The 23,279-nt window shown below is 71.1% G+C and carries 19 protein-coding genes and 1 pseudogene; 19 read left to right on the top strand and 1 reads right to left on the bottom strand.

The genetic code is table 11. The features are described from left to right. From IE239_RS42745 to IE239_RS38440, 18 genes and pseudogenes are all read left to right on the top strand, one after another. Nucleotides 1-948: hypothetical protein (locus IE239_RS42745; RefSeq protein WP_229878690.1), on the top strand; the 948-nt coding region annotated here is incomplete at its 5' end. A 269-nt stretch (nt 949-1,217) separates the two neighbouring features. Further along, on the top strand, nt 1,218-2,996 hold the full coding sequence (locus IE239_RS38520) for an ATP-binding cassette domain-containing protein (RefSeq protein WP_190154099.1): 1,779 nt from the start codon (nt 1,218-1,220) through the stop codon (nt 2,994-2,996). A gap of 398 nt (nt 2,997-3,394) precedes the next feature. After that, a pseudogene (locus tag IE239_RS38515) lies at nt 3,395-3,595 on the top strand (acyl-CoA dehydrogenase family protein); the annotation flags it as partial. 218 nt (nt 3,596-3,813) lie between these two features. After that, complete coding sequence (locus IE239_RS38510; protein WP_055631860.1) at nt 3,814-4,134, top strand: acyl carrier protein; 321 nt, start codon at nt 3,814-3,816, stop codon at nt 4,132-4,134. Continuing rightward, the gene (locus IE239_RS38505) at nt 4,131-4,832 is read left to right on the top strand and encodes an SDR family NAD(P)-dependent oxidoreductase (protein ID WP_190154094.1); all 702 of its coding nucleotides are present in this window, start codon (nt 4,131-4,133) and stop codon (nt 4,830-4,832) included. Before IE239_RS38510 ends, IE239_RS38505 begins: the two co-directional genes overlap by 4 nt. Nucleotides 4,833-4,852: 20 nt before the next feature. Further along, nucleotides 4,853-6,220, top strand: a complete 1,368-nt coding sequence (locus tag IE239_RS38500; protein ID WP_063788649.1) for an ANL family adenylate-forming protein — start codon at nt 4,853-4,855, stop codon at nt 6,218-6,220. Then, nucleotides 6,217-7,251: a hypothetical protein gene (locus tag IE239_RS38495; protein WP_190154093.1), complete on the top strand. Its 1,035-nt coding sequence runs from the start codon at nt 6,217-6,219 to the stop codon at nt 7,249-7,251. Before IE239_RS38500 ends, IE239_RS38495 begins: the two co-directional genes overlap by 4 nt. After that, nucleotides 7,248-9,023 (top strand): polysaccharide deacetylase family protein, encoded by a 1,776-nt coding sequence (locus IE239_RS38490; protein ID WP_055631864.1) that lies wholly within the window; start codon nt 7,248-7,250, stop codon nt 9,021-9,023. The genes IE239_RS38495 and IE239_RS38490 overlap by 4 nt, the downstream gene beginning before the upstream one ends. Further along, entirely contained in the window at nt 9,020-10,186 is a 1,167-nt protein-coding gene (locus tag IE239_RS38485; protein WP_190154092.1) for a glycosyltransferase family 4 protein, read from the top strand. Before IE239_RS38490 ends, IE239_RS38485 begins: the two co-directional genes overlap by 4 nt. Further along, nucleotides 10,183-10,938: an endonuclease/exonuclease/phosphatase family protein gene (locus IE239_RS38480; RefSeq protein WP_063788650.1), complete on the top strand. Its 756-nt coding sequence runs from the start codon at nt 10,183-10,185 to the stop codon at nt 10,936-10,938. The genes IE239_RS38485 and IE239_RS38480 overlap by 4 nt, the downstream gene beginning before the upstream one ends. Then, entirely contained in the window at nt 10,935-11,588 is a 654-nt protein-coding gene (locus tag IE239_RS38475; RefSeq protein ID WP_055631866.1) for an FkbM family methyltransferase, read from the top strand. The genes IE239_RS38480 and IE239_RS38475 overlap by 4 nt, the downstream gene beginning before the upstream one ends. Next, nucleotides 11,578-12,450: a hypothetical protein gene (locus IE239_RS38470; protein WP_157880825.1), complete on the top strand. Its 873-nt coding sequence runs from the start codon at nt 11,578-11,580 to the stop codon at nt 12,448-12,450. Before IE239_RS38475 ends, IE239_RS38470 begins: the two co-directional genes overlap by 11 nt. Next, nucleotides 12,447-13,310: a hypothetical protein gene (locus tag IE239_RS38465; RefSeq protein WP_190154091.1), complete on the top strand. Its 864-nt coding sequence runs from the start codon at nt 12,447-12,449 to the stop codon at nt 13,308-13,310. Before IE239_RS38470 ends, IE239_RS38465 begins: the two co-directional genes overlap by 4 nt. Before the next feature lie 119 nt (nt 13,311-13,429). After that, the gene (locus IE239_RS38460; protein WP_055631869.1) at nt 13,430-14,620 is read left to right on the top strand and encodes a DegT/DnrJ/EryC1/StrS family aminotransferase; all 1,191 of its coding nucleotides are present in this window, start codon (nt 13,430-13,432) and stop codon (nt 14,618-14,620) included. Next, a complete protein-coding gene (locus IE239_RS38455) occupies nt 14,613-15,914 on the top strand; it encodes an FAD-binding oxidoreductase (RefSeq protein WP_190154090.1) in 1,302 nt (433 codons plus the stop codon). The genes IE239_RS38460 and IE239_RS38455 overlap by 8 nt, the downstream gene beginning before the upstream one ends. Next, complete coding sequence (locus IE239_RS38450; RefSeq protein WP_055631871.1) at nt 15,908-17,185, top strand: nucleotide sugar dehydrogenase; 1,278 nt, start codon at nt 15,908-15,910, stop codon at nt 17,183-17,185. Before IE239_RS38455 ends, IE239_RS38450 begins: the two co-directional genes overlap by 7 nt. Before the next feature lie 119 nt (nt 17,186-17,304). Continuing rightward, complete coding sequence (locus IE239_RS38445) at nt 17,305-19,530, top strand: NHL repeat-containing protein (protein ID WP_190154089.1); 2,226 nt, start codon at nt 17,305-17,307, stop codon at nt 19,528-19,530. After that, nucleotides 19,523-20,899, top strand: a complete 1,377-nt coding sequence (locus IE239_RS38440; protein WP_055631873.1) for an MFS transporter — start codon at nt 19,523-19,525, stop codon at nt 20,897-20,899. The genes IE239_RS38445 and IE239_RS38440 overlap by 8 nt, the downstream gene beginning before the upstream one ends. Here IE239_RS38440 and IE239_RS38435 read toward each other — a convergent pair. Continuing rightward, complete coding sequence (locus tag IE239_RS38435; RefSeq protein WP_055631874.1) at nt 20,805-21,746, bottom strand: NAD-dependent epimerase/dehydratase family protein; 942 nt, start codon at nt 21,744-21,746, stop codon at nt 20,805-20,807. The genes IE239_RS38440 and IE239_RS38435 overlap by 95 nt on opposite strands. A 415-nt stretch (nt 21,747-22,161) precedes the next feature. On the opposite strand from IE239_RS38435, the gene IE239_RS38430 reads away from it, so the two are divergent. Next, nucleotides 22,162-23,235, top strand: coding sequence for a PLL family lectin (locus tag IE239_RS38430; protein ID WP_190154088.1), 1,074 nt, complete (start codon nt 22,162-22,164; stop codon nt 23,233-23,235). Nucleotides 23,236-23,279: the final 44 nt, after the last annotated feature.

Here is a 23,279-nt window from a genome sequence, read left to right as displayed (position 1 = left end):
GAGAACTCCAGACCCTTCTCGCCGCCCGGGCCGGCGCCTGTCCCACCTGCCACCGGGACATACCCACACCGATACGGACCTGACCAAGCCCTACTAGAACCCATCATCAACCTCGCCCGCCTCGCCATCCGCGCCGGGCAATACGACGACGGCCGCCGTACACTCCTCCATCTGTTCGATGCGGTCAGCACCAACACGCCTACCACCTTGTTCGAGGACGTGGCCGTGCCATCCGGCCTCACCTCGACAGCCAGAGACCGCCAAGAGGTCCGCGCCTGGCTATGGCGAGTTCTACTCGCTGACGAAACGCGCGCCCTGACCACTGCCGGCCGCTGGACTGAAGCACTCGCCCACGTCGAAGCACACCACGGAGTCGGACAGCGCATGCTCGACGGCCGCCAGGTCGCCGTCCTCGCCGCTCTCACCGTCGGAGACACCGTCCGCGCCAACAGCCTCCTGGCCGACACGAAGCCTGGTGAACCTTGGGAAGTCGCCGTGACCGACTGCCTGAGCATCGTGTGCCACCGAACCGCAGGACTGCCTTGGCAACACACCCTGCAGAGCCTGGTGACCAAGCACCTCGGGGCTCTGGACGGGGACGACCTGACCGTGTTCAACACGCGGTTCGGGCTAGCCACGCTGGACCTGTTCACCTTGCCCGAAGGGCCTGAAGCGCGCCTCGTGGTCGAGGAGTTGCACCGAATAGCGATCAGGACCTCCGACGGCTATGCCGCCCGAGAAATCCTGGCACACCCCCTGTGGGCCGCCCTCGCCATCGATCGAGAGGCACAGGAATGCCGAACTCTCCTCACCTCCTGCGCACTCGGAACAGGAACCATCCCCGATGAGTTGCGTGACCAACTGGACCACGCGGTGCGTACCAGCGATCACACAATCCGGGAAAGCGTTGGCCTCCAAGATCATTCTTGCCCAATCCGGCAAGAATGATCTTGGTTTGCCGAGTCCCTCGGTGCCGTCGCGAGCCGATCACCGCCCGAAACCTCACGCGCCTCATGCGCCACAGGCATCGGCGATTCGGTCATATTTGCACCGGCCTTGGGCCGCTCCGGCACGGCGGTCACAGGTTCACCCCTTGCGGTTCAAGGGCCCCTGCATGTCCGAAAGCGAGCGCGTTCGAATCCCGCGGCATGTCGTTATGCCGTACATGCCGAGCCATCCAGGTGCGGCACAGCCCCCAAGGAGGGATACAGGTGACTGTGACTGACGCCTCGACTGCAAACGAGGAGACGCCGCCCCCTCCACCCCCGGCCAGCATCACCTTCGAGGGCAAGCACGGGAAGAACCCGCTGGCAGACGCCAGTTTCGGAGCAATGTGCCGACGCCTTCCCTCCGTGCTCGGGCACACCGCGCGGATGGCGTGGGCCGTCGACAGGACCGGCGTCGCGCTGCTCCTGGTCTGCCAGTTGCTCGTTGGCATCGCGGCCGCCGTCGTCCTCGCGTTCACCGCCCAGGCGATGACCCACCTCCTCGCCACCGGGACGGTTTCCGGACGTCTGCACGCCGCACTGCCCGCCCTGGTCGTGGTGACGACAGCTGCGGGCATTGGCCGCATCAGTGGAGCCCTGTCCTCGTACGCCGACGGACGGATCACACCTCTGCTGATGACCGAGGCGGACGTTGCCCTCGTCGCCGCCGTGTGCCGCGTGGAGTCAGCCGCGTACGGCGAGGACGGATTCGCCGACCGGCAGGAGGCGGCCGAAGTCGGCGTCACCCGAACCCGGATGATGGTGCAGGATGCCCAGCGGTTCATGTCCGCCCTGATCCGCATGATCGCCGCGAGCGGGGTCATCACCGCGCTGCACCCGCTGTTGCTGCCTCTTCTCCTGCTGGCCGTGCTCCCGGCCGGCGCCGGCGCAGTGCTGTCCGCGCGCGTTGACTACGAGACCCACTACCTGAACGTCGGCGACCGCAACGTGCGCTCCATGATGCGCTGGTGGGCCACCTACTCCCGCTATGGCGACGAGGTCCGCGCCAACGGCATGACCGACTACCTCATCTACTGGTACCGCGCCCTGTCCGACCGGATCGACCAGCGCACCGTGACCGCAGCCCCGCGGATGCTCCGCATCGTCCTGGCCACCAGTGCCCTGGGCGGGATCTTCCAGCTGGGTACCTGGGCCACCCTCGCCTGGCTGGCCACCACGGGCCGGGTCGCCCTGCCCGTCGCGGCCACCGCCCTGGTTGCCGTCCAGACCACACTTGCCTCCCTCTCCCAGTTCGTCATCCACGGAGCCGCGATGTTCCACACCTCGCTCTACCTGGCCGACATGAGGTCCTTCCTCGACATGGCCACCGAACGCGCTCCCAAGCGCGGGGAACTGACCATCCCGGAACGCGTGGACGAGATCCGCCTCGACGAGGTCGTGTACCAGTACCCAGGCAAGGAGGGGCCAGCCGTCGCGGGGGTCTCGCTCACGCTCCGCCGCGGCGAAATTCTGGCCATCGTCGGCGAGAACGGCTCGGGCAAGTCAACCCTGGCCAAGCTCATCACCGGCATTCTCCTCGCCGACAAGGGCCGGGTCCTGTGGGACAGCGTCGACCTCGCCCAGGCCGCCCCCGCCTCCGTGTGGAAACGCACCGCGCTCGTCCCCCAGGGGTTCGCGTGCTGGCCCCTGCGCGCCCGCGAGAACATCACCCTCGGTCAGCCCAAGACGCACGACGACGGGCCGGTGTGGGACGTCGTCGACGCCGTCGGTATGCGGGACGCGATCGAAAAGCTGCCCCACCAGCTCGACACCCTCCTCGCCAAGGAGCTGTTCGGCGGTGCCGAGCTGTCCGGAGGACAGTGGCAGCGACTCGTGTGCGGCCGCGCGCTCTACAGGCAAACGCCACTACTGATCTTGGATGAGCCGACCTCACAGATGGATGCCCGCGGTGAGCACGCCATCTTCCTGGAGATCAAACGGATCGCCGCCGAGCGCATGACGATCGTCGTGACCCACCAACTCGACAACCCGGCTTCTCTAGGGGAGTGAGGCTGTCGTAGTGGTGCGCACCTCGGGTTTGTGCAGCTCAGCCACTCGTGGTCGAACTCTAGCTAGTGCAACAGCTGTGGTGCTATCGCTGGTTGGAGTGTCTCTGAGGGCAACTGAGTGATCAGCCGACGCTCTGCTGCAGATGGGGGTCTGTAAAGCGAGCGGCCCTGTCTCACATCCGGTGGTGACGTTAAGTAGCTGCGGTGACTGACGGTAATGCCGCCAGTCCAGCATGGGTGAAGCGACTGTCGACACCGTTCACGCCTACCTCGACGACGCGTCTGCGACTGGCCTCCCCGGGGCTCGGACCGTACACCTCAAAAAACGGTGACGTTCTGTCACCACCGGATGTGAGACAGGGCCGAAAGTGAGACAGGGCCGGTGAGCGTACAGACCCCCGCGACGCGTACGCCTGGCTGCTGGAGATCGTCGGCGCACCCGGCGCGCTGCAGGAGGGCTCGGCGGGTGCGGTTCTGCACGGCGAACTGGAACGCGGCTACCGCTCCGCCGTCATCTTCACCTTCGGCGGCGGCAACAACGAGATCCAGCGGGAGATCATCACGTGGATCGGGCTGGGGATGCCGAGGGTGCGGCGGTAGCCGCGAGCGGGCGGCCGTGGGGGCCGGTGTCTGCGACGCAGCCTCGGCACTCCTGTACGGCGGCGTCGATCTCGGTTTGTTCCGGTGGTTCTTCCGGTACTTCGTCCCGTTCTTCTTCCTGGTGTCCCTGCCCGCATCGATGTTGTGCTGTACACGGTCAAGCAGCCCCCTCACCCGGTGACCTGCGGCGGTGCATGTGAGAAAGGTGCTTCCAGCACATGACGCGTGAAGCGATCATTTTGCGACTCGTCCATGAGGCCATCGACGTCGTCAACGAGGGGCTGCCGCCCGGTGCGGCGCTGGAAAAGGCGCCGGAGGTCACGTTGTTCGGAGTGGATGGCCGACTCGATTCTCTCGGACTGGTGGAATTGCTGGCCGAGACCGAAGTTAGGCTTGAGGAGGAATTCTCGGTCTCCGTCTCGCTCGTCAATGACAAGGCGCTTTCGCAGCGCAACAGCCCGTTTCGTTCGGTTGGCTCACTGGTGACATACGTGACTGATGTGGTTGCCACGGAGGCTCCCGTCAGCGAGGCGGGATGAGCGACCGGATCATCCTCATCACGGGTTCACGCAAGGGAATCGGCCGGCATCTGGCGGAGACTTTCGCCCGGCGCGGCTGGCACACCTACGGATGCAGCCGGCAGCCCAGTGACCTGGAGGACGAGCACTACACCCACGTCTGCCTCGACGTGGCCGACGAGCCCGCGGTCAAACGGCTGTTCCGGCAGATCCGCACGCGCCACGGCCGACTGGACGTCCTGGTGAACAACGCCGGTGTCGCCTCCATGAACCTGGCCATGACGACGCCCGTCGCCACGCTCGAACGGGTCCTGCGCACCAACGTGGTGGGCACGTTCCTCTTCTCCCGCGAGGCGGTCAGGCTGATGCGTCCGCAGCAGAGCGGCCGTATCGTCAATTTCTCCACCATCGCGGTTCCCCTCAAACTGGAAGGGGAGAGCGCCTATGTGGCCTCCAAGGCCGCCGTCGAGGCCATGACCTCGGTGCTGGCCAAGGAATACGCGGCCTACGGTGTCACCGTGAACACGATCGGCCCCCCTCCGATCGACACGGACCTGATTCGCGGAATTCCCCCGGAGAACCTCGCGGCGCGCGTCCTGGCCCGACTCGCCTTTCCCCGGTTCGGAGAACCGGAGGACATCACCCACGTACTGGACTTCCTCCTCAGCGAACGGGCCGGAATGATGACCGGTCAGACGCTCTATTACGGCGGGGTCTGACCCCGATCGCCGGAGAATTCATGGATACAGGTTTTCTGACCGGTACCCGTGCGGAAAATCGTGCGGGCGACTTCATGGTCTGGCGCGACGTGGGCTACTCGTACCGGTGGCTGATGGCAGCGATCGAGGACTGGCACACCCGTTTCGACCGCCTTTCGCTTCCCGCGGGCGCGGTCGTGATGGTGGAGTCCGACTACTCGCCGAGTACCGCGGCCCTGCTGATCGCGCTCCTCCAGCGGAACGCGATCGCCGCCCCGCTCAACCGTGGCGGGCCGGCGTCGATGCCCGCCGAGATCGCCGCGGTCGCCCCGGTGGCGTGCCACGTCGCCCTCGACGGGGACGACCACTGGACCATCTCCCCGGGCACCGTCCCCCAGCCCCCGGTACACCCGTTGATCGACCGGCTGCGCAGCAGCGGACACCCCGGCCTGCTCCTGCTCACCTCCGGTTCGTCGGGACGCCCGAAGGCGGTCCTGCACGATGCCGACGCCCTGCTCGCCCGGTTCAGACAACCGCGCGCACCGATGCGGATGCCCGCCATGCTGGTCTTCGAGCACCTGGGAGGCCTGAACACGCTCTTCCACACGCTCGCCACCGGCGGCACCCTGTGCGTGCTGCCCGACCACCGCCCGGACACCGTGTGCGCGGCGATCGCACGCCATCGCGTCGAGGTCCTGCCGACTTCGCCGACCTTCCTTCAGCTGATGCTGCTCACCGGTGCTCACGAACGCCATGACCTCAGCCCGCTGCGCCTGATCACCTACGGCTCCGAGGCCATGCCGCAGGCCACGTTGGACCGCCTGAGCGCCGCCCTGCCCGGCACCCGGCTCAAGCAGACCTACGGATCGATCGAGGTGGGGGCGTTCGCGTCCCGTTCACAGGCCCGCGACTCGCTGTGGCTGGCACTCGACGTCGAACACCGCGTGGTGGACGGCGTGCTCCAGCTCAGGACTTCCGCGGCCATGCTCGGCTACCTCAACGCACCGAGCCCGTTCACCGCCGACGGATGGTTCGTCACCGGCGACCTGGTGGAGTGCGACGGCGCGTACCTGCGCATCCTCGGCCGCACGTCGGACCTGATCAGTGTGGGCGGCGAGAAAGTCTTCCCGCAGGAGGTCGAGGCGGTGGTCCAGGAGCTGGAGTGGGTCCGCGACGTCCGTGTGCACGGCGAGCCCAACGCCCTCATGGGGGCCGTGGTCTGTGCCAGGGTCCGGGTCGACGCCCCCGCCGACGCGCGCTGGGCCGCCGCCGAGGTGAAGCGCCACTGCCGGGCGCGGCTTCCCCGCCACCAGGTCCCGGTCAAGGTCTTCGTCGGCACCACCGGACTGCCCACGGTCCGGGGCAAGAAGCTGAGGTACGTCCGCTCGACCCAGGAGGCCGGCGGATGAGCCCGGCCCGCGCCCTGGTGGCGGACGACGAGCCCGCCCTGGTCGACTTCCTCAGCACCTTCCCGGGGGAGCGGCGCGGCCCGGCCTTCTGGCAGGACCGGCTCGCGCTGTGGTGGCGGCGCAACCCCGCCTTCACCGGCGAGCAGCCGCGCGGCTGGGTGCTGCACCGGGCCGGAGCGGTCGTGGGCTTCCTCGGGAACGTGCCGTCCCGGCTGCAGCTGGACGGCAAGCCGGTGGTCGTCTGGAACGCCACCACCTGGCGCGTGCGGGAGGAGTTCCGCAGCGAGAGCCTCGCGCTCCTGTTCGCCCATGCCGAGGCCGCCCGGGGCGGCGTGGCCGTGTACTCCACCCCCAACGCCCGAGCGCGGACGATCATGGACCGCCTCGGCTTCACACCGCTGCCGGCCGGCGACTCGACCACGAGCCTGCTGCCGGCCCGCCCGTCGGGGCCGACGCACGCCGTCGCCGCCTACGCCGCGCGGCTCGGCATCGCTCCGTCCGGCCCGCCCGCCGCTGACGCGCACACGGTGCCGCCCGGCTGCGAGGCCGTCGTGCTCCGCGACGCAGACGAGCGCTTCGACGAGCTCTGGCGGCGCACCCGAGGCCAGTTCGCCGGGACGGCGGTCCGCTCCGCCGACGCCGTCAGGTGGTACTGCTTCGCGGGCGCCCACCACCGCAAGATCCTGCTGGGCGCCCTGCGGGACGGTGTGCTGCGGGGCTTCGCCGTCGCGCAACGCTTCGAGGACGGCGAGGTGTCCGGCCTGCGCCTGCGTGATCTGTGGGCCGACCTCTCGGACGCCGCCATCGTCGACACCCTGTGCCTGGGCGTCATCGCCGAGGCCCGCGACGCGGGCTGCGAGCTGGTGCACGTCCCGCCGCTGGAGCCGCGTATCACGCGGCGGCTGCGCCGGCTCGGGGCATGGCAGGGCGCAGCGCCCCCGCCGGCCGGACGGCTGCGTGCTCCCGCCGGCCTGCTTCCTGCCCCTGCGAGCCTGTACCTCTCCGAGAATCTGGGTGACACCGGACTGTGACCGACATCCTCCCGCACCTACCAGGCGCCGCCGCCGTCCTCTGCTACCACGGAGTGTCCGCCGACGCCGTCGACCCGGACGTGCAGACCGTGCAACTGCCCGCCGAAACGTTCTGTGAGCAGCTCGACCAGCTCGCCCGCAGCTTCGAACTCGTCCCCCTGGGCGTGCTCGCCGACCACCTGTCGGACGGCCGGCCGATGGGCGCGCCCAAAGCGGCCGTCACCTTCGACGACGGCTACCGCAACGTTCTCGACGTCGCCGAGCCGCTGCTGCGCGAGCGGCGCATCCCTTTCGCAGTCTTCGTGAGCACCCGTCACATCAGCACGGGCGAGCGCTTCCCCACGCACGTGCTGCGCGCGGCCCTGCACACCGCGCCGCCGGGCGAGGTGCGGCTGCCGAGCGTCGCCCGCGCCTACCGGCTCGGGGATCGCGCGTCCCGGCGACAGGCGGCGGCCGACCTGCTGCCCGTGCTGAAAGCGGCGGATCTGCGGACCGTGCACCGCCTGGTCGGGGAGCTCAGGGGTCTGCTGCCGGCGGACGACTGGCCCGAGGTCGACAAGCGGTTCGCCGCCGACGCGGTCCTGGACTGGGCCGGGGTGCGCGCACTGGCCCGGGCCGGAGCCGAGATCGGCTCGCACGGCCACGACCACGCGATCTTGCACGAACGGGAGAACCCGGCCGAGGTACGCCGTCAACTGACGCACAGCAAAAGGGAGATCGAGGCGAGGTGCGGTCCGTGCCGGTTCTTCGCCTACCCCAACGGCGGCCCGGCCGACATCGGACCGTACGCGGCACGCCAGGTGCAAGCCACCGGATACCGTCTGGGCTTCGCGGCGGTGCGCGGCCTGCTCACCGCCGAGGCGGCCCCGAACCTGCTGCCGAGGATCTTCGCCCCCGCCGAGGCCGGCCGTCTGCAGGCACGCCTGGCGGACGCAGCCGCCACCACCGACCGCTACCTGTCCTGGCACCGCGGTCTCTCAAGCCCCGGACGGCAGAAGCCGCCGGCCGGCGCCGCCCCGGACCGCGCGGCACTGGCGGGGCGCTACCGCAGCGAGAGCGTCGCCCGCGCCTACGGCACACGGGCGCCCTACCCGCCCCAGGTCGACGGGATCCTGTTGAGCCTGCTCGGCGCGGGACCGAGGACCGTCCTGGACCTCGGCTGCGGACCCGGAACCCTGGCCCGCAGGCTCGCCCCGCACGTCCAGCGCGTCGACGCGCTGGACGCCGCGCCGGAGATGATCGCCGAAGGACGCCGGCTGCCGGGCGGGGAGCACCCCGCCATCCGATGGATCTGCGCCGACGCCGAGGAGTACGACACCGACGAGCGGTACGGCCTGATCACCGCCGGGCGGAGCCTGCACTGGATGCGCTGCGAGACCGTCCTGCCGCGCTGCCGCCGCCTCCTCACCGGAGGCGGTGTGCTGGCGGTGCCCAGGACCACCCGCGAGGTGCCGTGGCGGGCGGCCGAGGAGAGCTTCCTGGCCGACTGGGCGACCTCGCGCCCGGCCCGGGACGTCACCGCCGAGCTGGTACGGCAGGGACTCTTCGACCCGTGGGGAGAACGGAGCACGGAGCCGGTGGCGGTCAGCCGGACGGTCGAGGACTACATCATGTCCTTCCACGCCCGGGAGGCGTTCCGGGTGGAGGACCTCGGCCCGGAACGCACCCGTGCGTTTCGCGAGGGCTTTCGCGAGCTGCTGCGGCCGTACGCCCGGGACGGCGTGCTCGGCTTCACCGTGCTCGGCCGGGTGACCTGGGGACGTCCCGCGTGAGCGCCACGGAGGGTCGCCGCGTCGTGCTCCTGATCGAGGCCCTCACGACCGGAGGAGCCCAGCGCCAGCTCCTCAATCTGGCCGTCCAGCTCGGCGGAAGGGGCCACCGGGTGTCGGTGGTCGTGTACCACCTGGCCGACTACAACCACCGCGACCACTTCCGGGGCGAGTTCGAGCGCGCGGGCGTCCCGGTGACGGACGTCCCGGTGATGGCCCCGTGGCGGCGCCTGTGGGCTGTGCGGCGGACCGTGCGGGCCGCCGGACCCGACGTGGTGATCGCGTTCCTGCGACGGCCCGGCCTGCTGGCGGAGCTGACCGCGCTGCCCGCACGGCGCTTCGCGCTGATCGTCTCCGAACGCACCGGGAAGGAGGGAGGCCGCGACATGAAGGACCTCACACGCTTCCAGCTCCACCGACTGGCCGACGCGGTCGTGGCGAACTCCGCGCATCTGGAGCACTACGTGCGCACCGCGGCTCCCTGGCTGCGCACCCGCCTCCGCCAGATCACCAACAGCGTCGACCTCGACCACTTCCGGCCGGCCGGCGCCCCGCCTCCCCCGCACCCCGGCCTGCGCATCCTGGCGATCGGCCGGTTCCGCCCGGAGAAGAACTTCCTGGCACTGGCCGCCGCGCTGCGCATCCTCCGCACCACGGAGCCGGCCCTCGACGTCACCGTCGACTGGTACGGCAACAACTTCTTCCTCGGGCAGCAGCCCACCGGCCGCTCACGTCCGTACCTGGAACTGCTCGACGTCCTGCGCGAGACCGGGCTGGAGGACGCTTTCCGTGTGCACCCTCCGGTCGGTGACGTGGTCGCGCTCTACCAGAAGGCGGACGTGCTCTGTCTTCCCTCCCGGTACGAGAGCCTGCCCAACGTGGTGTGCGAGGCGCTGGCCTGCGGCCTGCCCGTCCTGGCGAGCGCGGTCAGCGACAACGACCGCCTGGTGCGTGACGGCGAGAACGGTTTCCTCTTCGACCCCCACGAGCCGCGCAGCATCGCGGAGGCCATCCGGCGCTTCGCGGCGCTCTCCGCCGACGAGCGAGCGGCTATGGGCCGGACCGGGCGACGCCTCGCCGAGGAACTGCTGTCGCCCGCCACAGCAGCGGTCCGCTGGGCGGACCTCGTCGAACAGGTCGTCGAGGCCCGGCGGGCGGCGTGGTGAGCGGGACACCGCTGAGGTTCGTCGTCTGCTCGCTGAACCTCTGGCGGACCCGGAACTGGCCCGCCCGTTCGCACCCGCTCGCCGCGTTCCTGCGCGGCCACCGGCCCGACGTCCTCGTCGTGCAGGAGCTCTCCCCCGAGGTGCGTTCGGTGATCGACGTCGCACTCGACAGCCACGACCGGGTCACGGACGCCTTCCCCGGCTGGAGCCGCGAGAGCAACATCTACTGGCACCGCGGCCTGTTCGAACCGGTCGCCCACGGCCGGGAGGACATCGGCCAGCCCCAGGCGGAGCGCGGCCTGTACTGGGTCCGCCTGCGCCGGTGCGGGGAGCCGGCCGAGGACGTGGTGGTCGCCACCGCCCACTACACCTGGCCCGGCCACCCGGAGGAACTGCGCAGCGGCGTCAGCCCCCGTCCGGCCGAGGCCCGGGCCACCGTGACGGCGCTCGCCAGGATCGCCCCGGCGCCGCAGGCCGTCGTCTTCGCGGGGGACCTCAACGACTTCTTCCATCCGCTGCGGGTGCTCCGGGAGGCCGGACTCGCCGACTCCTTCTCTGCCCTCGGCCGCATGCCGCGCCCCACCATCCCCTCGGTGCCGGCCGCGGGCGGGATCCCGAGCGTCGCCGACTGGATGCTGCACCGGGGACCGGTCAGGCCGATGTCCACCGAGGCGGTGGACTTCTTCGCCGACGGGCTCCCCCCGTCCGACCACAAGCCGCTGCTCACCACCTATTCGCTGGAGAGGACATGACACCATCGAGTTCCGCGTCCGGGCCCGGCTGGGCACCGCAGCGCCTGCGCGAGCTGGCCGGCGGTCCGCGGACCGTGGTCGACGTCGGAGTGTCCCAGGGCACCCCGGTGCTGTACGAGACGTTCCCGGACGCCTACCACGTGCTGATCGAGCCCCGGGCCGAATGCGAGCCCCGGCTGCGCGAGATCCTGCGCGGCGTGCGGGGCGAGTACCACCTGTGCGCCGCCGGCCGCCGCGAGGAGACACGGGAACTGAACGTGGAGCCGCGCCGGCCGGGACGCAGCTCCTTCCTCGAACGCACCGCCCTCACCGCGACCGGAGACCCGCTCCAGGCCCGCCGGGTACCGGTCACCACACTCGACGCGCTGCGGACGTCCGGCCGGCTCCGGCCGCCGTACCTGCTGAAGATCGACACCGAGGGCTTCGAGCTGGAGGTCCTCGCGGGGGCCGGGGAACTCCTGGGGGACACCGGGCTGCTGATCGCCGAGGTGTCCGTCGCGCCCCGTTTCACGGGCGGCTACCGGTTCGCCGACTTCGTCACCGAGGCGGCCCGGCTCGGCTTCTCCTTGTGCGACGTGCTGGAGGTGGTGCGCGATGCCCGGTCCGGCGAAGTCAAATTCCTCGACGCGGCCTTCCGCCGTGAACACTGAGCCGCCGGGGACGCGTGCGCGGCCGGGGCTCGCCGTGCGTCTGTGCGCGCGGTGGTGGGAGCTGCACACGCGGCCGGGGCCCGAGCACGCGAGCGGCAACATCACGCGGACCGGCTGGCAGCCCCGGACACCGGCGCTGCTGATCGGCGCGCCGCTGCTGGCCACGACCCTGCTGCTCGCACCGGTACTGGCCGACCGGCTCGGCCGCGCGAGCGGGTCGGCGCCGCCGGCGCGCTGCCTGGCCTGGACCCTGTGCCTGGCCGCCGTTTTCGGCTACGTCGCCAAGGTGACCACCGGGCGCGGGGGTTCGCCGTGGCGAGGGCGCCACGGCGGCCATCGTGACGTGGCCGTCGTGCTGCTGGCGGCGCCGGCCCTGGCCCTCGCCGTCCGGCTGCCGCAGACCGCGGCGGACAGCGCGCTCGCTCTCGCGCTGCCCCTCGCCGTGGGGGCCCACTTCTCGTACACCGAGAAGCTGCCGCGCGCCGCCGTGCGCTCACTCGACCTGGCTGGCTGGCACGACGCGCGGCCCGTCGAGCGGGGGTGGATGCTGGCGCGGATGCTCGTCCTGGCAGCCGTGGCCGCGGGGCTGACGGTCCGCCTGCTGCTGTCCCCGCCGGCGGGCCCGTGGATCGCGGCAGGCAGCGCGGCACTGGGCCTGGGGCTGTGGCGCATCGGGCGGAAGCTGCGGCCAGCCGGATACCACCCGTACGTCCACCACTGGTTCGTGTTCCTGTGGCTGGCCGTGCTGAGCACGGGTTCGACGCCGCTGGTGGCCCTGGCGAGCGGGGCGTTCGTCGAGGGCGCCGCGCGGTGGAGCTGCGCGCCCCTGTGGCACCTGGACACACGAAGGAATGCGATATGAGCCTACGGATCCGTCTCTCCGCGCTCGACAACGGCCCATGGCTGCAACTGCGCGAGTCCTGGGCCGTCCGCTGGGACTCTCTGACCGTCCACGCCCGCGCCCGCCGGTACGAGCGCGCCGACCTCGCCTCCTGCTGCCTGTTCATCGGCCATCCGCGCAGTGGCCACAGTGCCGTGGGCTCCGTGCTGGACGCCCACCCCGACGCGCTGGTCGCCCACCGGCTCGACGCGATGCGCTACATCGAACGCGGCTACTCCCCGGCGATGCTCTCCAGCATGATCGTCGGCAACGTGCGCCGGTTCACCCCCGGCGGGCGCCGGCTGACCGGCTACAGCTACGCGATGCCCGGGTCCTGGCAGGGCCGGGTCCGCGACCTGCGGGTGATCGGCGACCAGGAGGGCCGGCTGACCGCGCTGCGCCTGGCGCGCAACCCGGCCGGCCTGGACGCCTTCGAACAGCGGTGGTCCGTTCCCGTCAGGCTGCTGCACGTCACCCGCAACCCCTACGACAACATCACCACCTGGGCACTGCGACGGATGACGGACCTGGAATCGACCGTCGAGGCCTACTTCGGCATCTGCCGCGAGGTCGCGTCGATCTGCGAACACCGGGGCGGCGCGGGGGTGCTGCACCTACGGCACGAGGAGTTCCTCGCCCGCCCGCGTGAACTCACGGCCACGATGTGCGACTTCGCCGGGCTGCGGACCGACCCCGAACACCTCGACCAGGCCGCGCGCCTGCTCTACCCCACGCCGCACCGCAGCCGCCACACCCTCCCCTGGCCGCCGCACCTGATCGCGCGGGTGGCCCGGGAAGCCGAGGCGTTCACGTTCCTCGACGGTTACGACTGGGACAACTGACTACCGAGAGGCCGTCCGTGCACCGAGTGATCCCCTGCCACAGTTCCTGTCTCCGGACCACCGACTACCTGCCCCTGCTGGGCTCGCCCGCAAGCCGGCGAACCCACCGGCGACCCACGATGGAATCGATCTGGGCAGGCCGGCTCGCCGGCAGACGCCTGCTGCCCACGCCCACCGGACGCCACGCCCTGTGGGCCTTCCTCGCCCTGCGCCGCGACCGCCTCAAGCCCGGCGACGAGGTCGTCCTGGCCGGATTCAACTTCTACGTGATCGCCGCCGTACTCCGGCAGTGGGGGCTGACACCGGTGTTCGCCGACATCGAGCCGGACACCCTCTGCCTCGATCCCCGGCGGATAGCCCAGGCGGTCACCGGACGCACACGCCTGGTGGTGGTCACGCACATGTTCGGCAACCCCGCCGACCTCCCCGCCATCCGTGCCGTCTGCCACCGGCTCGGGCTGCTGCTGTTCGAGGACTGCGCCCACGCCGTCGGCACCACCACCGCCGACGGCACGCAGGTCGGCGCGGAGTCCGACGGCGCGCTGTTCAGCTTCGGCATCCAGAAGATCGTCAACACCTTCGGGGGCGGCATGCTGGCCGTCCCCGAGGATCTCGCGGCGGACAACACCCTGCCCGGACACCACCCCTCAGCCGTCGACGCCTTCCTCTCGGTCGGGTCCCGCGCCGTGGCCTCGGCGATCACCCAGACGCCGGTGAGCGACTGGACCGTCCAGCCGGTGCTGCGGTTGTCACGGGCACTGGCCCGGCACGGCCACCCGGGCCTCAGCCGGACTCTGGAACCCGCGCGCAACGATCCGGCCTACCGCTTCGACCCCGACAGCCGCTCGCCCTACCGCAACTTCATGCGGCCCATGCTGGCGGCCCAGCTCGCGCGGCTCGACGCGAACATCCGGGCCAGACGGGCCGTACGCCGGCAGATCCGGGAGCGCCTCGCCGACGTGCCGGAGATCCGCTGGCTGGCGGAGGACCGCCACGGACACTCCAACGCCGCCTACTTCGGGATCCGCGTCCCCGATCCCCAGGAGCTCGCCGCCTTCCTGCGCGGGCGCGGGGTGACGGCCACCACCGGAGACTTCCGGGACTGCTCGCGACTGCCCCAGTTCGACGGCCTCGCGGACTGCCCGAACTCCCGCCGCACCGAGACCCACCTGCTCAGGCTGCCCAGCCACCCGACGCTCGGAGAACGGCAGATCGACCGGATCTCCGACGCCGTCCGCGACTTCTTCACCCATCACTCGCCGCTCCCCGCGCCACGGCTGACAGCACTTCACGGCGGCAGCCGTGCCTGACACCCAGACCACCGTCGCGAGCTGGTCGCACCTGCTGCCCGCCCGCACCCGGCTCGTCGCCTACGACCGCGCCACCACGGCCGCCCTCGACCAACTGGCCGGCCCGGTCATCTTCCGTGGCGCGGGCCGCAGCTTCGGCGACTGCGCCTACATCTCCAACGGCACCACCCTCACCTCCGGCGAACTGCGCGGCATCCTCGACTTCGACCGCGCGCACGGCGTCATCGCCTGCGCCAGCGGGACCTCACTGCTGGCGCTGCACCTGGCGGTCAGCGGCAGCGGCTGGGCACTGCCGGTCTACGGCGGCACCCGGTGGGCCACCGTCGGCGGCGCGATCGGCAACGACATCCACGGCAAGAACCACATCCATCAGGGCAGCTTCGGCCGCCATGTCCTCGACCTCACCCTGCTCACCGCGGACGGCAGCCTCGTCACGGCCTCGCCCGCGAGCGAACCCGACCTGTTCGCCGCGACCATCGGCGGGATCGGCCTGACCGGCCTGATCATCTCCGCCCGGCTGCGGCTCGTGCCCGCCGTCTCGGACACGGTACGCGTCCGTGCCGTCCCCTTCCCTCCCGCCACCGGCCTCGGACGACTGCTCGCACAGGCCGACAGCGACTACCAGTTCGGCTGGCTGCGCCACCCCTGCCGGCAGGTGCGCGGCCTGCACTACCGCGCCGAGCACGTCTCGGCACACGAGCCCCGGGAAGAGGATCCCCGCCGCCGCGGCACGCTGCGCCTCAACCTCGCCAGACCCGTCCTGCTCGGCGGCCTCGACCGACTGCGCGGCCTCGCGCACCGCCGGCTGGACCGGACCATGCACGTGGCGGACCTTAACTACTGGGGCGACCGCTTCGAGTTCCGCAGCAACCTCTTCGGCCGCCGAGGCTTCCACGAGTACCAGTTCACCGTGGCCGACGACGTCTTCGACGACGCCGTACGCACCCTCGGCGGCATGCTCGAACGGACCGGCCTGCACAGCTACTTCACCGTGGCCAAACGCCTCGGCGGACACCGTTCCCCGGGCCTGCTCTCCTTCCCCCGGCAGGGCTGCACACTGAGCACCCAGATCCCCGACGGACCGGGCGTGCTCGGCGTTCTGCGGTCCTTCACCGACGTCGTGATCAGCCTGGGCGGGCGGGTCTACCTGGCCAAGGACTCCTGCGCGACGAAGGAACAACTGGAGCGGATGTACCCGGAGATCGGCCGATGGCGGGAGATCGCCCTGAGATACGACCCCAAGGGCCTCATCCAGTCCGACCTGGCCAGACGGCTGGACCTCAAACCATGGTGACATCACGCGTGGTGGTGGCGGGCCAGGGCTACGTCGGTCTCCCCCTGGCGGTCCGGGCGGCCGAGGCGGGCCATCTGGTCTTCGGCCACGAGGTGGACGAGTACCGGGCCAAACGGCTCGTCCTCGGAGAGTCCTACGTGGAGGACGTCGCCTCCGAACGGCTGCACCCCCTCCTCGCGTCCGGCGCCTACCACGCGGGTTTCGACCCGGCCGGATGCGCCGGTTTCGACGTCGCGGTGATCACCGTCCCCACCCCGCTGCGGGACGGCGTACCGGACCTCTCCCACATCCGGGAGGCGGCCCGGACCATCGGCGGACATCTGCGCCGCGGGGCGACCGTCATTCTCGAATCGACCACCTATCCGGGCACCACGGACGAAGTCGTCCGGCCCATCCTGGAAGCCGTCTCGGGACTCGTGGCGGGCCGCGACTTCCACCTCGGCTACAGCCCCGAACGCATCGACCCGGGCAACCGGCGGTGGAATCTGGTCAACACCCCCAAGGTCGTGTCCGGGATCGACCAGGCGTCGCTGGAACGCGTCCGGGACTTCTACGCGACCCTCGTGGACACCGTCGTCCCGGTCTCCGACTGCCGCACGGCCGAACTGAGCAAGCTGCTGGAGAACACCTTCCGGCATGTCAACATCGCCCTGGTGAACGAGCTGGCCATGTTCGCCCACGACCTCGGAATCGACGTCTGGACGGCGATAGAGGCCGCCGCCACCAAACCCTACGGCTACCTGCGGTTCGTGCCCGGCCCCGGCGTCGGCGGCCACTGCCTGCCCGTCGACCCCTCCTACCTGTCCTGGCAGGTGGAGCGGACCCTCGGGCACCGGTTCCGTTTCGTCGAACTCGCCAACGACATCAACAGCCACATGCCCGACTACGTCGTCAGCCGGCTGATCCAGGCGCTCAACCGGCGCAGACAGGCCGTCAACGGCTCGCGGATCCTGCTTCTGGGCCTCGCCTACAAGGCCAACACCGGCGACGCCCGGGAGACGCCGACCGCCCGGATCGCCGAACTGCTGTGCCGGCTGGGCGCCGAGGTCCGCATAGCGGACCCGCACGTCATCGACGGCGTGCACACCGGAAGCCTGGACCTCTCCGGCACGCGGCGGGTCAGCGCCACGCCCGACGAACTGCAGGCCGCCGACGCGGTCGTGCTGCTCGCCGACCACGACGAATTCGACTACGACGCCATCGAAGCCCGGTCCGCCTACGTCCTCGACTGCCGTCACCGCGTCGGGGGCGACCGGACGGAAGCGCTGTGACGAGGCCGAGCCACCGCGCGGACCGGGATCACGGGAAGCGCCTCCCGTCCGCCAGTTCGACCACTCGCCCGAGGGGCACCCCTGTCCGTCCGGCCAGACATTTCGGAGGAGACCGCACCATGATTTCCGCTGTCAACGACACGACCGAGCAGTCCGCAGCGGCGGACACGATCACCACGTGGGCGGGGTGCGGGGTGCGGGCCTTCGGCGGTGACGGGGGGCCCGCCGCCGAGGCCCTGCTGAACCACCCGGGGGGACTGGTGATCGACGGCGAGGGGAACCTGCTGATCTCCGACACGTACAACCACCGGGTCCGGGCGGTGCACCCGGACGGGCGTGTGAGCACCGTGGCGGGGACCGGCGTCCGGGGTTTCGGCGGTGACGGGGGGCCCGCCGCCGAAGCCCTGCTGAACCACCCGATGGGACTGGTGATCGACGGCAAGGGGAACCTGCTGATCGCCGAGACGCAGAACCACCGGGTCCGGGCGGTGCACCCGGACGGGCGTGTGAGCACCGTGGCGGGGACCGGCGTCCGGGGCTTCGGCGGTGACGGGGGGCCCGCCGCCGAAGCCGTGCTGAACCAGCCGATGGGCGTGGCGCTGGACGGCGCCGGCCACGTCTACGTGGGGGACCACACCAACCACCGGATCCGGCGGATCGCACCGGACGGCCGCATAGAGACGGTGGCAGGCGGAGGCACCTTGCGCGGCAGGGCCGCCGAGGGGGCGCCGGCGACCGACGCGGAGCTCTACTACCCGTCGGACCTGGCGGTGTCCCCCTCTGGGACGCTCTACTTCACGGACACCCACAACCACCGCGTCCTCAAGGTCACTCCCGACGGGACACTCCTCGCGGTGGCGGGCACCGGCATCGAGGGGGACAGCGGGGACGGCGGGCCCGCCGTCGAGGCACGCCTCGACAAACCCCTGGGGCTGGCACTGGACGCCTCCGGGAACCTCTACATCGCGGACTTCGGCAACCACCGCGTCCGCCGCGTCACCCCGGACGGCTGGATCTCCACCCTGGCCGGCACAGGCCGCAGCGGCAGCACGGGAGACAGCGGCCCCGCCGCGTCCGCCCGGCTCTACTACCCCGTCGGCGTCGCTCTGGACCGCTCCGAGGCGCTGTACATCGCCGAATGGACCGGCCACCGGGTGCGCCGGGTGCTGTGCGCCGCCGCGGCCACCGAGCGGACACGAGGCGCGGAGCTGATGTGCGAGCTCGTCAGCCCTGGCGCGGTGCAGCGCGGCCTGCCGTTCGAGCTGGGGGCCAGGCTCCGCAACCGGGGAACCGCCGCGATCCAGGGCGACGACGTCACGGTGACCCTGGCCCTGCCGCGCGAGCTGATCGCGTTGTCGGGCCGGTCCGGTCCGGGCGAGTGCAGTCGGCGGAGCTTTCCCGGCGCACGCCTGCAAGCCGATGACGGCTCGCTGGACGGCGTCTTCAGGATCCTCGCCGACCCGAAGGCCGCCCCCGGCCTCTACACAGCACAACTGACGGTGAGACACGACCAGCGGGAAAGCACGTCACTCCTGACCGTGGCCGTCGTCGCACAGACACCGGAGCTGGACGAATCCGCACTGACGGTGCGTCAGGACAGCGTTCCCGAAGCGTCACCGGGAGAGGCGGCCGTCCTCACCGTGATGCTCGACGCCTCCGTCGGCAGGCGGGTCCAGCCGGGGGAGATACCGCAGCGCTTCACCGCTCCCACCGGTTTCGTCTTCAGCGGTGCGCCGACGTACCACTACGGCGGCCGGTACACCGGAAGCCTGGACAACTGCCGGATCGGCGACTCGGGGCGCACGCTCACGGTGATCGGCAATCCGCACCTGAACACCACGGGTGACGACCGCGGCCCGCTCACGTACGTGTTCCCGGTCATGGTCACCGAGGACGCGGAAGCGGGCAGCGGCGCGGACGGCCGGGCCGTCATCGGCCGCAACAACGCGGTACCCCTCGCCGGGACGGTCAAGGCCGGCCCCGGGGCCGAGCCGAAGGCCGATACGCTCACGTCCCTCGAAAGCGGCGGATCGCCGCACCGCGCCCCTGACGTCTTCCGGATCCACGCCGCTCTCGGCGGGCGGGAAGCCGCCGGGGTCCGGCTCCGGTTCACCCTGATCGAGCCGCCGGAGGCGGCCTTCCGGCTCACCACCGGCCCCTGCCCGCAGGCCGACGTCCGCACCGGTCCGAACGGAGTCGCGGTGCTCCCGCCGCTGTCGACGGGCGGGCACGCGACCGTCCATGTCAGTGCCCCTGACAGCCCGTCGGCCGCCGCACTGTACGTGTCGGTGCCGCTCCTCACCGCGCGGTCAGCGCTCACCGATGCGGAAGGCCGTCATGACTGACCGCCCGGGCCTGCCGATGCTGATCAACCGGAACTTCAGTCTCCTGTGGGCCGCCCAGGCGATTTCCCAGACCGGTGACTTCGTCTTCGACACCACTCTCACCCTGTGGGTGGGTACGGTCCTCCTCGACGGCCGCACCTACGCGCCGGCCGCCGTCTCCGGGCTGCTGGCCACCGTCGCCGTCGCGACTCTGCTGGTCGCACCGCTGGCCGGGGTGCATGTGGACCGGTGGGACCGCCGGCGCACCATGCTCGCGTCGGACCTGATCCGCGCCGCGGTCATCGGCGCCGTCGCCGCGCTGGCCATCCTCCCCGCCCACACCCTGCCCGCCGGTGTGACGGTCGCCCTGGTCCATCTGGCCGTCTTCCTCAACGCCGGCGTCTCCCAGTTCTTCAACCCCGCCCGTTTCGCCCTCACCGGCGAGATCGTGGCCGAGGAGCAGAGGGCCGAAGCCGCGGGCATCGGACAGTCCACCCAGGCCATCGCCTCCATCCTCGGCCCGACGCTGGCCGGCCCCCTGCTGTACACCGCCGGACTGCGCTGGGCGCTCATACTCGACACCGCCTCGTTCCTCCTGTCCTACCTGCTGGTCCGTGCCATCCGCCCGCCCGCGGCGACCACCACCACGCCGTCCGGACCGGCCGACTTCCGCAAGGAACTGATGGCAGGGCTGCGCATGACGGCCGGCAACACCGTGGTGCGGGCCGTCCTGGTCGTCATCGTCATCGTGACCATCGGCTCCCAGGCACTGCACGTGGTCAACGTCTTCTTCGTCACCGGCAACCTGCACGCCGACCCGCAGTGGTACGGCACCTTCTACATGGCCCTCGGCCTCGGCATGCTCGGTGGCGCGGTCCTCGCCACCCCGCTCGGCCGGCGCCTCGGGCACCGGCGGGTCTTCTCCTTAGGCCTCGCGGTGACCGGACTCCTCCTGGTCGGGTACTCCCGGGCAACCGGCCTGGCGGCGGGGCTCGCCGTCCTGGTCGCCGTCGGCGTCGCCATGGCGGTGCTCAACGCCGCTCTCGCCCCGATGCTCGTGGAGGCTGTCCCGCCCGGCTACCTCGGGCGCGTCTTCTCGGTCCTCAACCCGGTCCAGCGGCTCGCCGGGATCATCGGCACCGGCCTGGCGGGCTGGCTGGCCAGCACCGTCCCGCAGGACTTCCACGCCACTCTCGGCGGCCTGCGCTTCGGCCGCGTCGACGGCATCCTCACCCTCTCCGGCCTCCTGATCGCTCTCGGCGGCCTGTACGCCATCCGGAGCCTGCGCCACGAAGTCAGGGCGTGCGGGCCACGGACCGGAACCACTCCACCGTGCGCTCCAGCCCCTGCCGCAGAGGCACCGGCCGCACCCCGGGGAAGAGCGCTCTGAGCCTCGTGTTGTCGGCCTGCGAGTCGTGGACGTCCCCGGGGCGCGGAGCGGTGTGCCGGACCGGCACCGGGCGGCCCAGCACCGCCTCCAGCTCGGCGACGAGGTCGGTCAGCGACGTCCGAGTCCCGAAGGCGAGGTTGACCGGTTCCGGGTGCACCACCCGGCGCAGCACCGCCTCACCGAGCACCTGGGTCACGGTGCCCACGAAGGTAAAGTCCCGGGTCTGCCCGCCGTCGCCGTGCACCTGGAGCGGACGCCCGGCGAGCGCGGCGTCCACGAACGCCGGGACGACCGCGGCGTAGGCGTGGCCGGCCGGCTGCAGCGGCCCGAACACGTTGAAGAACCGCAGCGGCAGCACCCGCAGCCCATAACAGTGATGAAAGGCCGTCAGATACGACTCGGCGGCCAGCTTGCTCACCGCGTACGGGCTGAGCGGAGCGGCGCGCATCTCCTCCCGCTTGGGCAACTCCCGGTTGGCCCCGTACACCGAGGACGAGGAGGCCGCCACCACGTGCAGCCCCCCGGCCCTGCGGGCGGCCTGCAACACCTCCAGCGTGCCGGTCGCGTTGGCGTGGTGGCCGGCGACCGGGTCGGCGACCGAGCGCGGCACCGACGGCAGCGCCGCCAGGTGCACCACCGCGTCGGCGCCCCGGAACGCCGTGTCCAGCAGCGCCCCGTTCAGCACGGTGCCCTCGTGGAAGACCACGTCCAGGCCCGCCAGATTGGCCGTGCTTCCGGTCGACAGGTCGTCCACGACCGTCACCTGCCGGATCTGCGGCCGGTCCAGCAGTACGCGGACGAGGTTCGCCCCGATGAACCCGGCGCCGCCGGTGACGACCACATGCATGGCTGACCATCCCCCTCAACAGCCGACCCGCTGCATCCCGTTGGGCGGCCGACGGCCCCCGGCGCACGATGGTAGCCCCCGCCCCACCGGGGCCGGACCGGACGTTGTTCGTTCCGGCGGATCTTCCGGTAATCCGTCCGGTTCTTCTTCCTGGCACCCCTGTCCGCATCGGTGTTTTGCTGCTCCCTGAGCAGCCACCCCTCCTCACCGAGGGCAGGAAGGTGCCGCGAAGGGCCGGCAACGGCCCTGCCGGATTCAGCAGTGGGTACCGCACCGTCGGCGCTTGAGCCGCGGCCCGGAGTACCAGTCACCGAGGAGATTCATGTTTTCCACGCGACCTCGCATGCCCGGAACCAGGATCCGAACTCCACGCGCCGCAGCCGTCGTGGCCGCCGCGGCGGCAGCGGTGTCGGCCTTGGCGCTCCTTCCGGCGGCGCCCGCCTCGGCAGCCCTCCTCGCGGCGCAGGCGCCGGACGCGCCGCAGTTCGAGACGGCCCCCGCGGTCGGCAGGCAGTCGGACGGGCGGCTGGAGGCGTTCGCCGTCGGCGCCGACGGCCTCCTCTACACCGCCTCGCAGGCCGCCGCGAACGCCACCAAATGGACCCGCTGGTCCAGCCTGGGGAGCCTGGGCACGTTCAAAGACGCCCCGACCGTCGCGAGCAACCTCGACGGACGGCTGGAAGTGTTCGCCGTGAACACGAGCGGCAGTGTCGTCGCCAACGCACAGGCTGCCCCCAACAGCTCCAAGTGGACCGGCTGGTCCACCATCGGCGATTCGGTCCACGGCCCCCTCGCCGTCGCGTCCAACCTCAGCGGACAGCTCCAACTGTTCGGGCTGGGAGACGCCGACTCCTCCCTCTGGACCGCCTGGCAGACCAGTCCCAAGGCCGACCAGTGGTCCCCCTGGCTCGACCTCGGCGGCGAGTTCATCACTCCTCCCGCCGTCGCCGTCCACAGTGACGGACGGCTGGACGTGTTCAGCGCGGCCACCAACCATGCCGTCTACCACGCTTGGCAGGACACCCCCGATATCCAGAAATGGTCCGACTTCTCCAAGGTCGGCGGCTATCTGGAGCATGCCGTCACCGTCGTCCGCGACAAGAACGGCATTCTCCAGGGGTTCGGGGTGGGCACCGACAAGGCCGTCTGGACCGCGGACGAATCAGCGGGGTATCCCGGGGTCAACCTCGGCGGCAAGGGCCTGCTCACCGGTGTTCCCGCCGTCGGCATCAACAACGACGACCGGCTGGAAGTGTTCGCCAAGGCCGTCGACGGCAGCGTCTACCACGACTTCCAGACCGGCGGCGCCAAAGTGTGGTCCGGCTTCTCCAGCCTCGGCGGCGCGACCGCCGGCGACCCCGTCGTCGTCGCCAACAAGGACGGACGGCTGGAGGTCTTCGCCCTGGACGTCAAGAACACCATCACGACCGCCTGGCAGACCACTCCCGGGGGCCCCGGCTGGTCCGCCTGGTCCACGGTCGGCGGATAGCACGACCTGGTAGCGGCACTGCGGTGTCGCTGCCGGCCACGAGC

Source organism: Streptomyces humidus (genome assembly GCF_014649655.1).
GTDB lineage: Bacteria > Actinomycetota > Actinomycetes > Streptomycetales > Streptomycetaceae > Streptomyces > Streptomyces humidus.
This window is presented reverse-complemented; position numbering and strand designations above follow the sequence as displayed.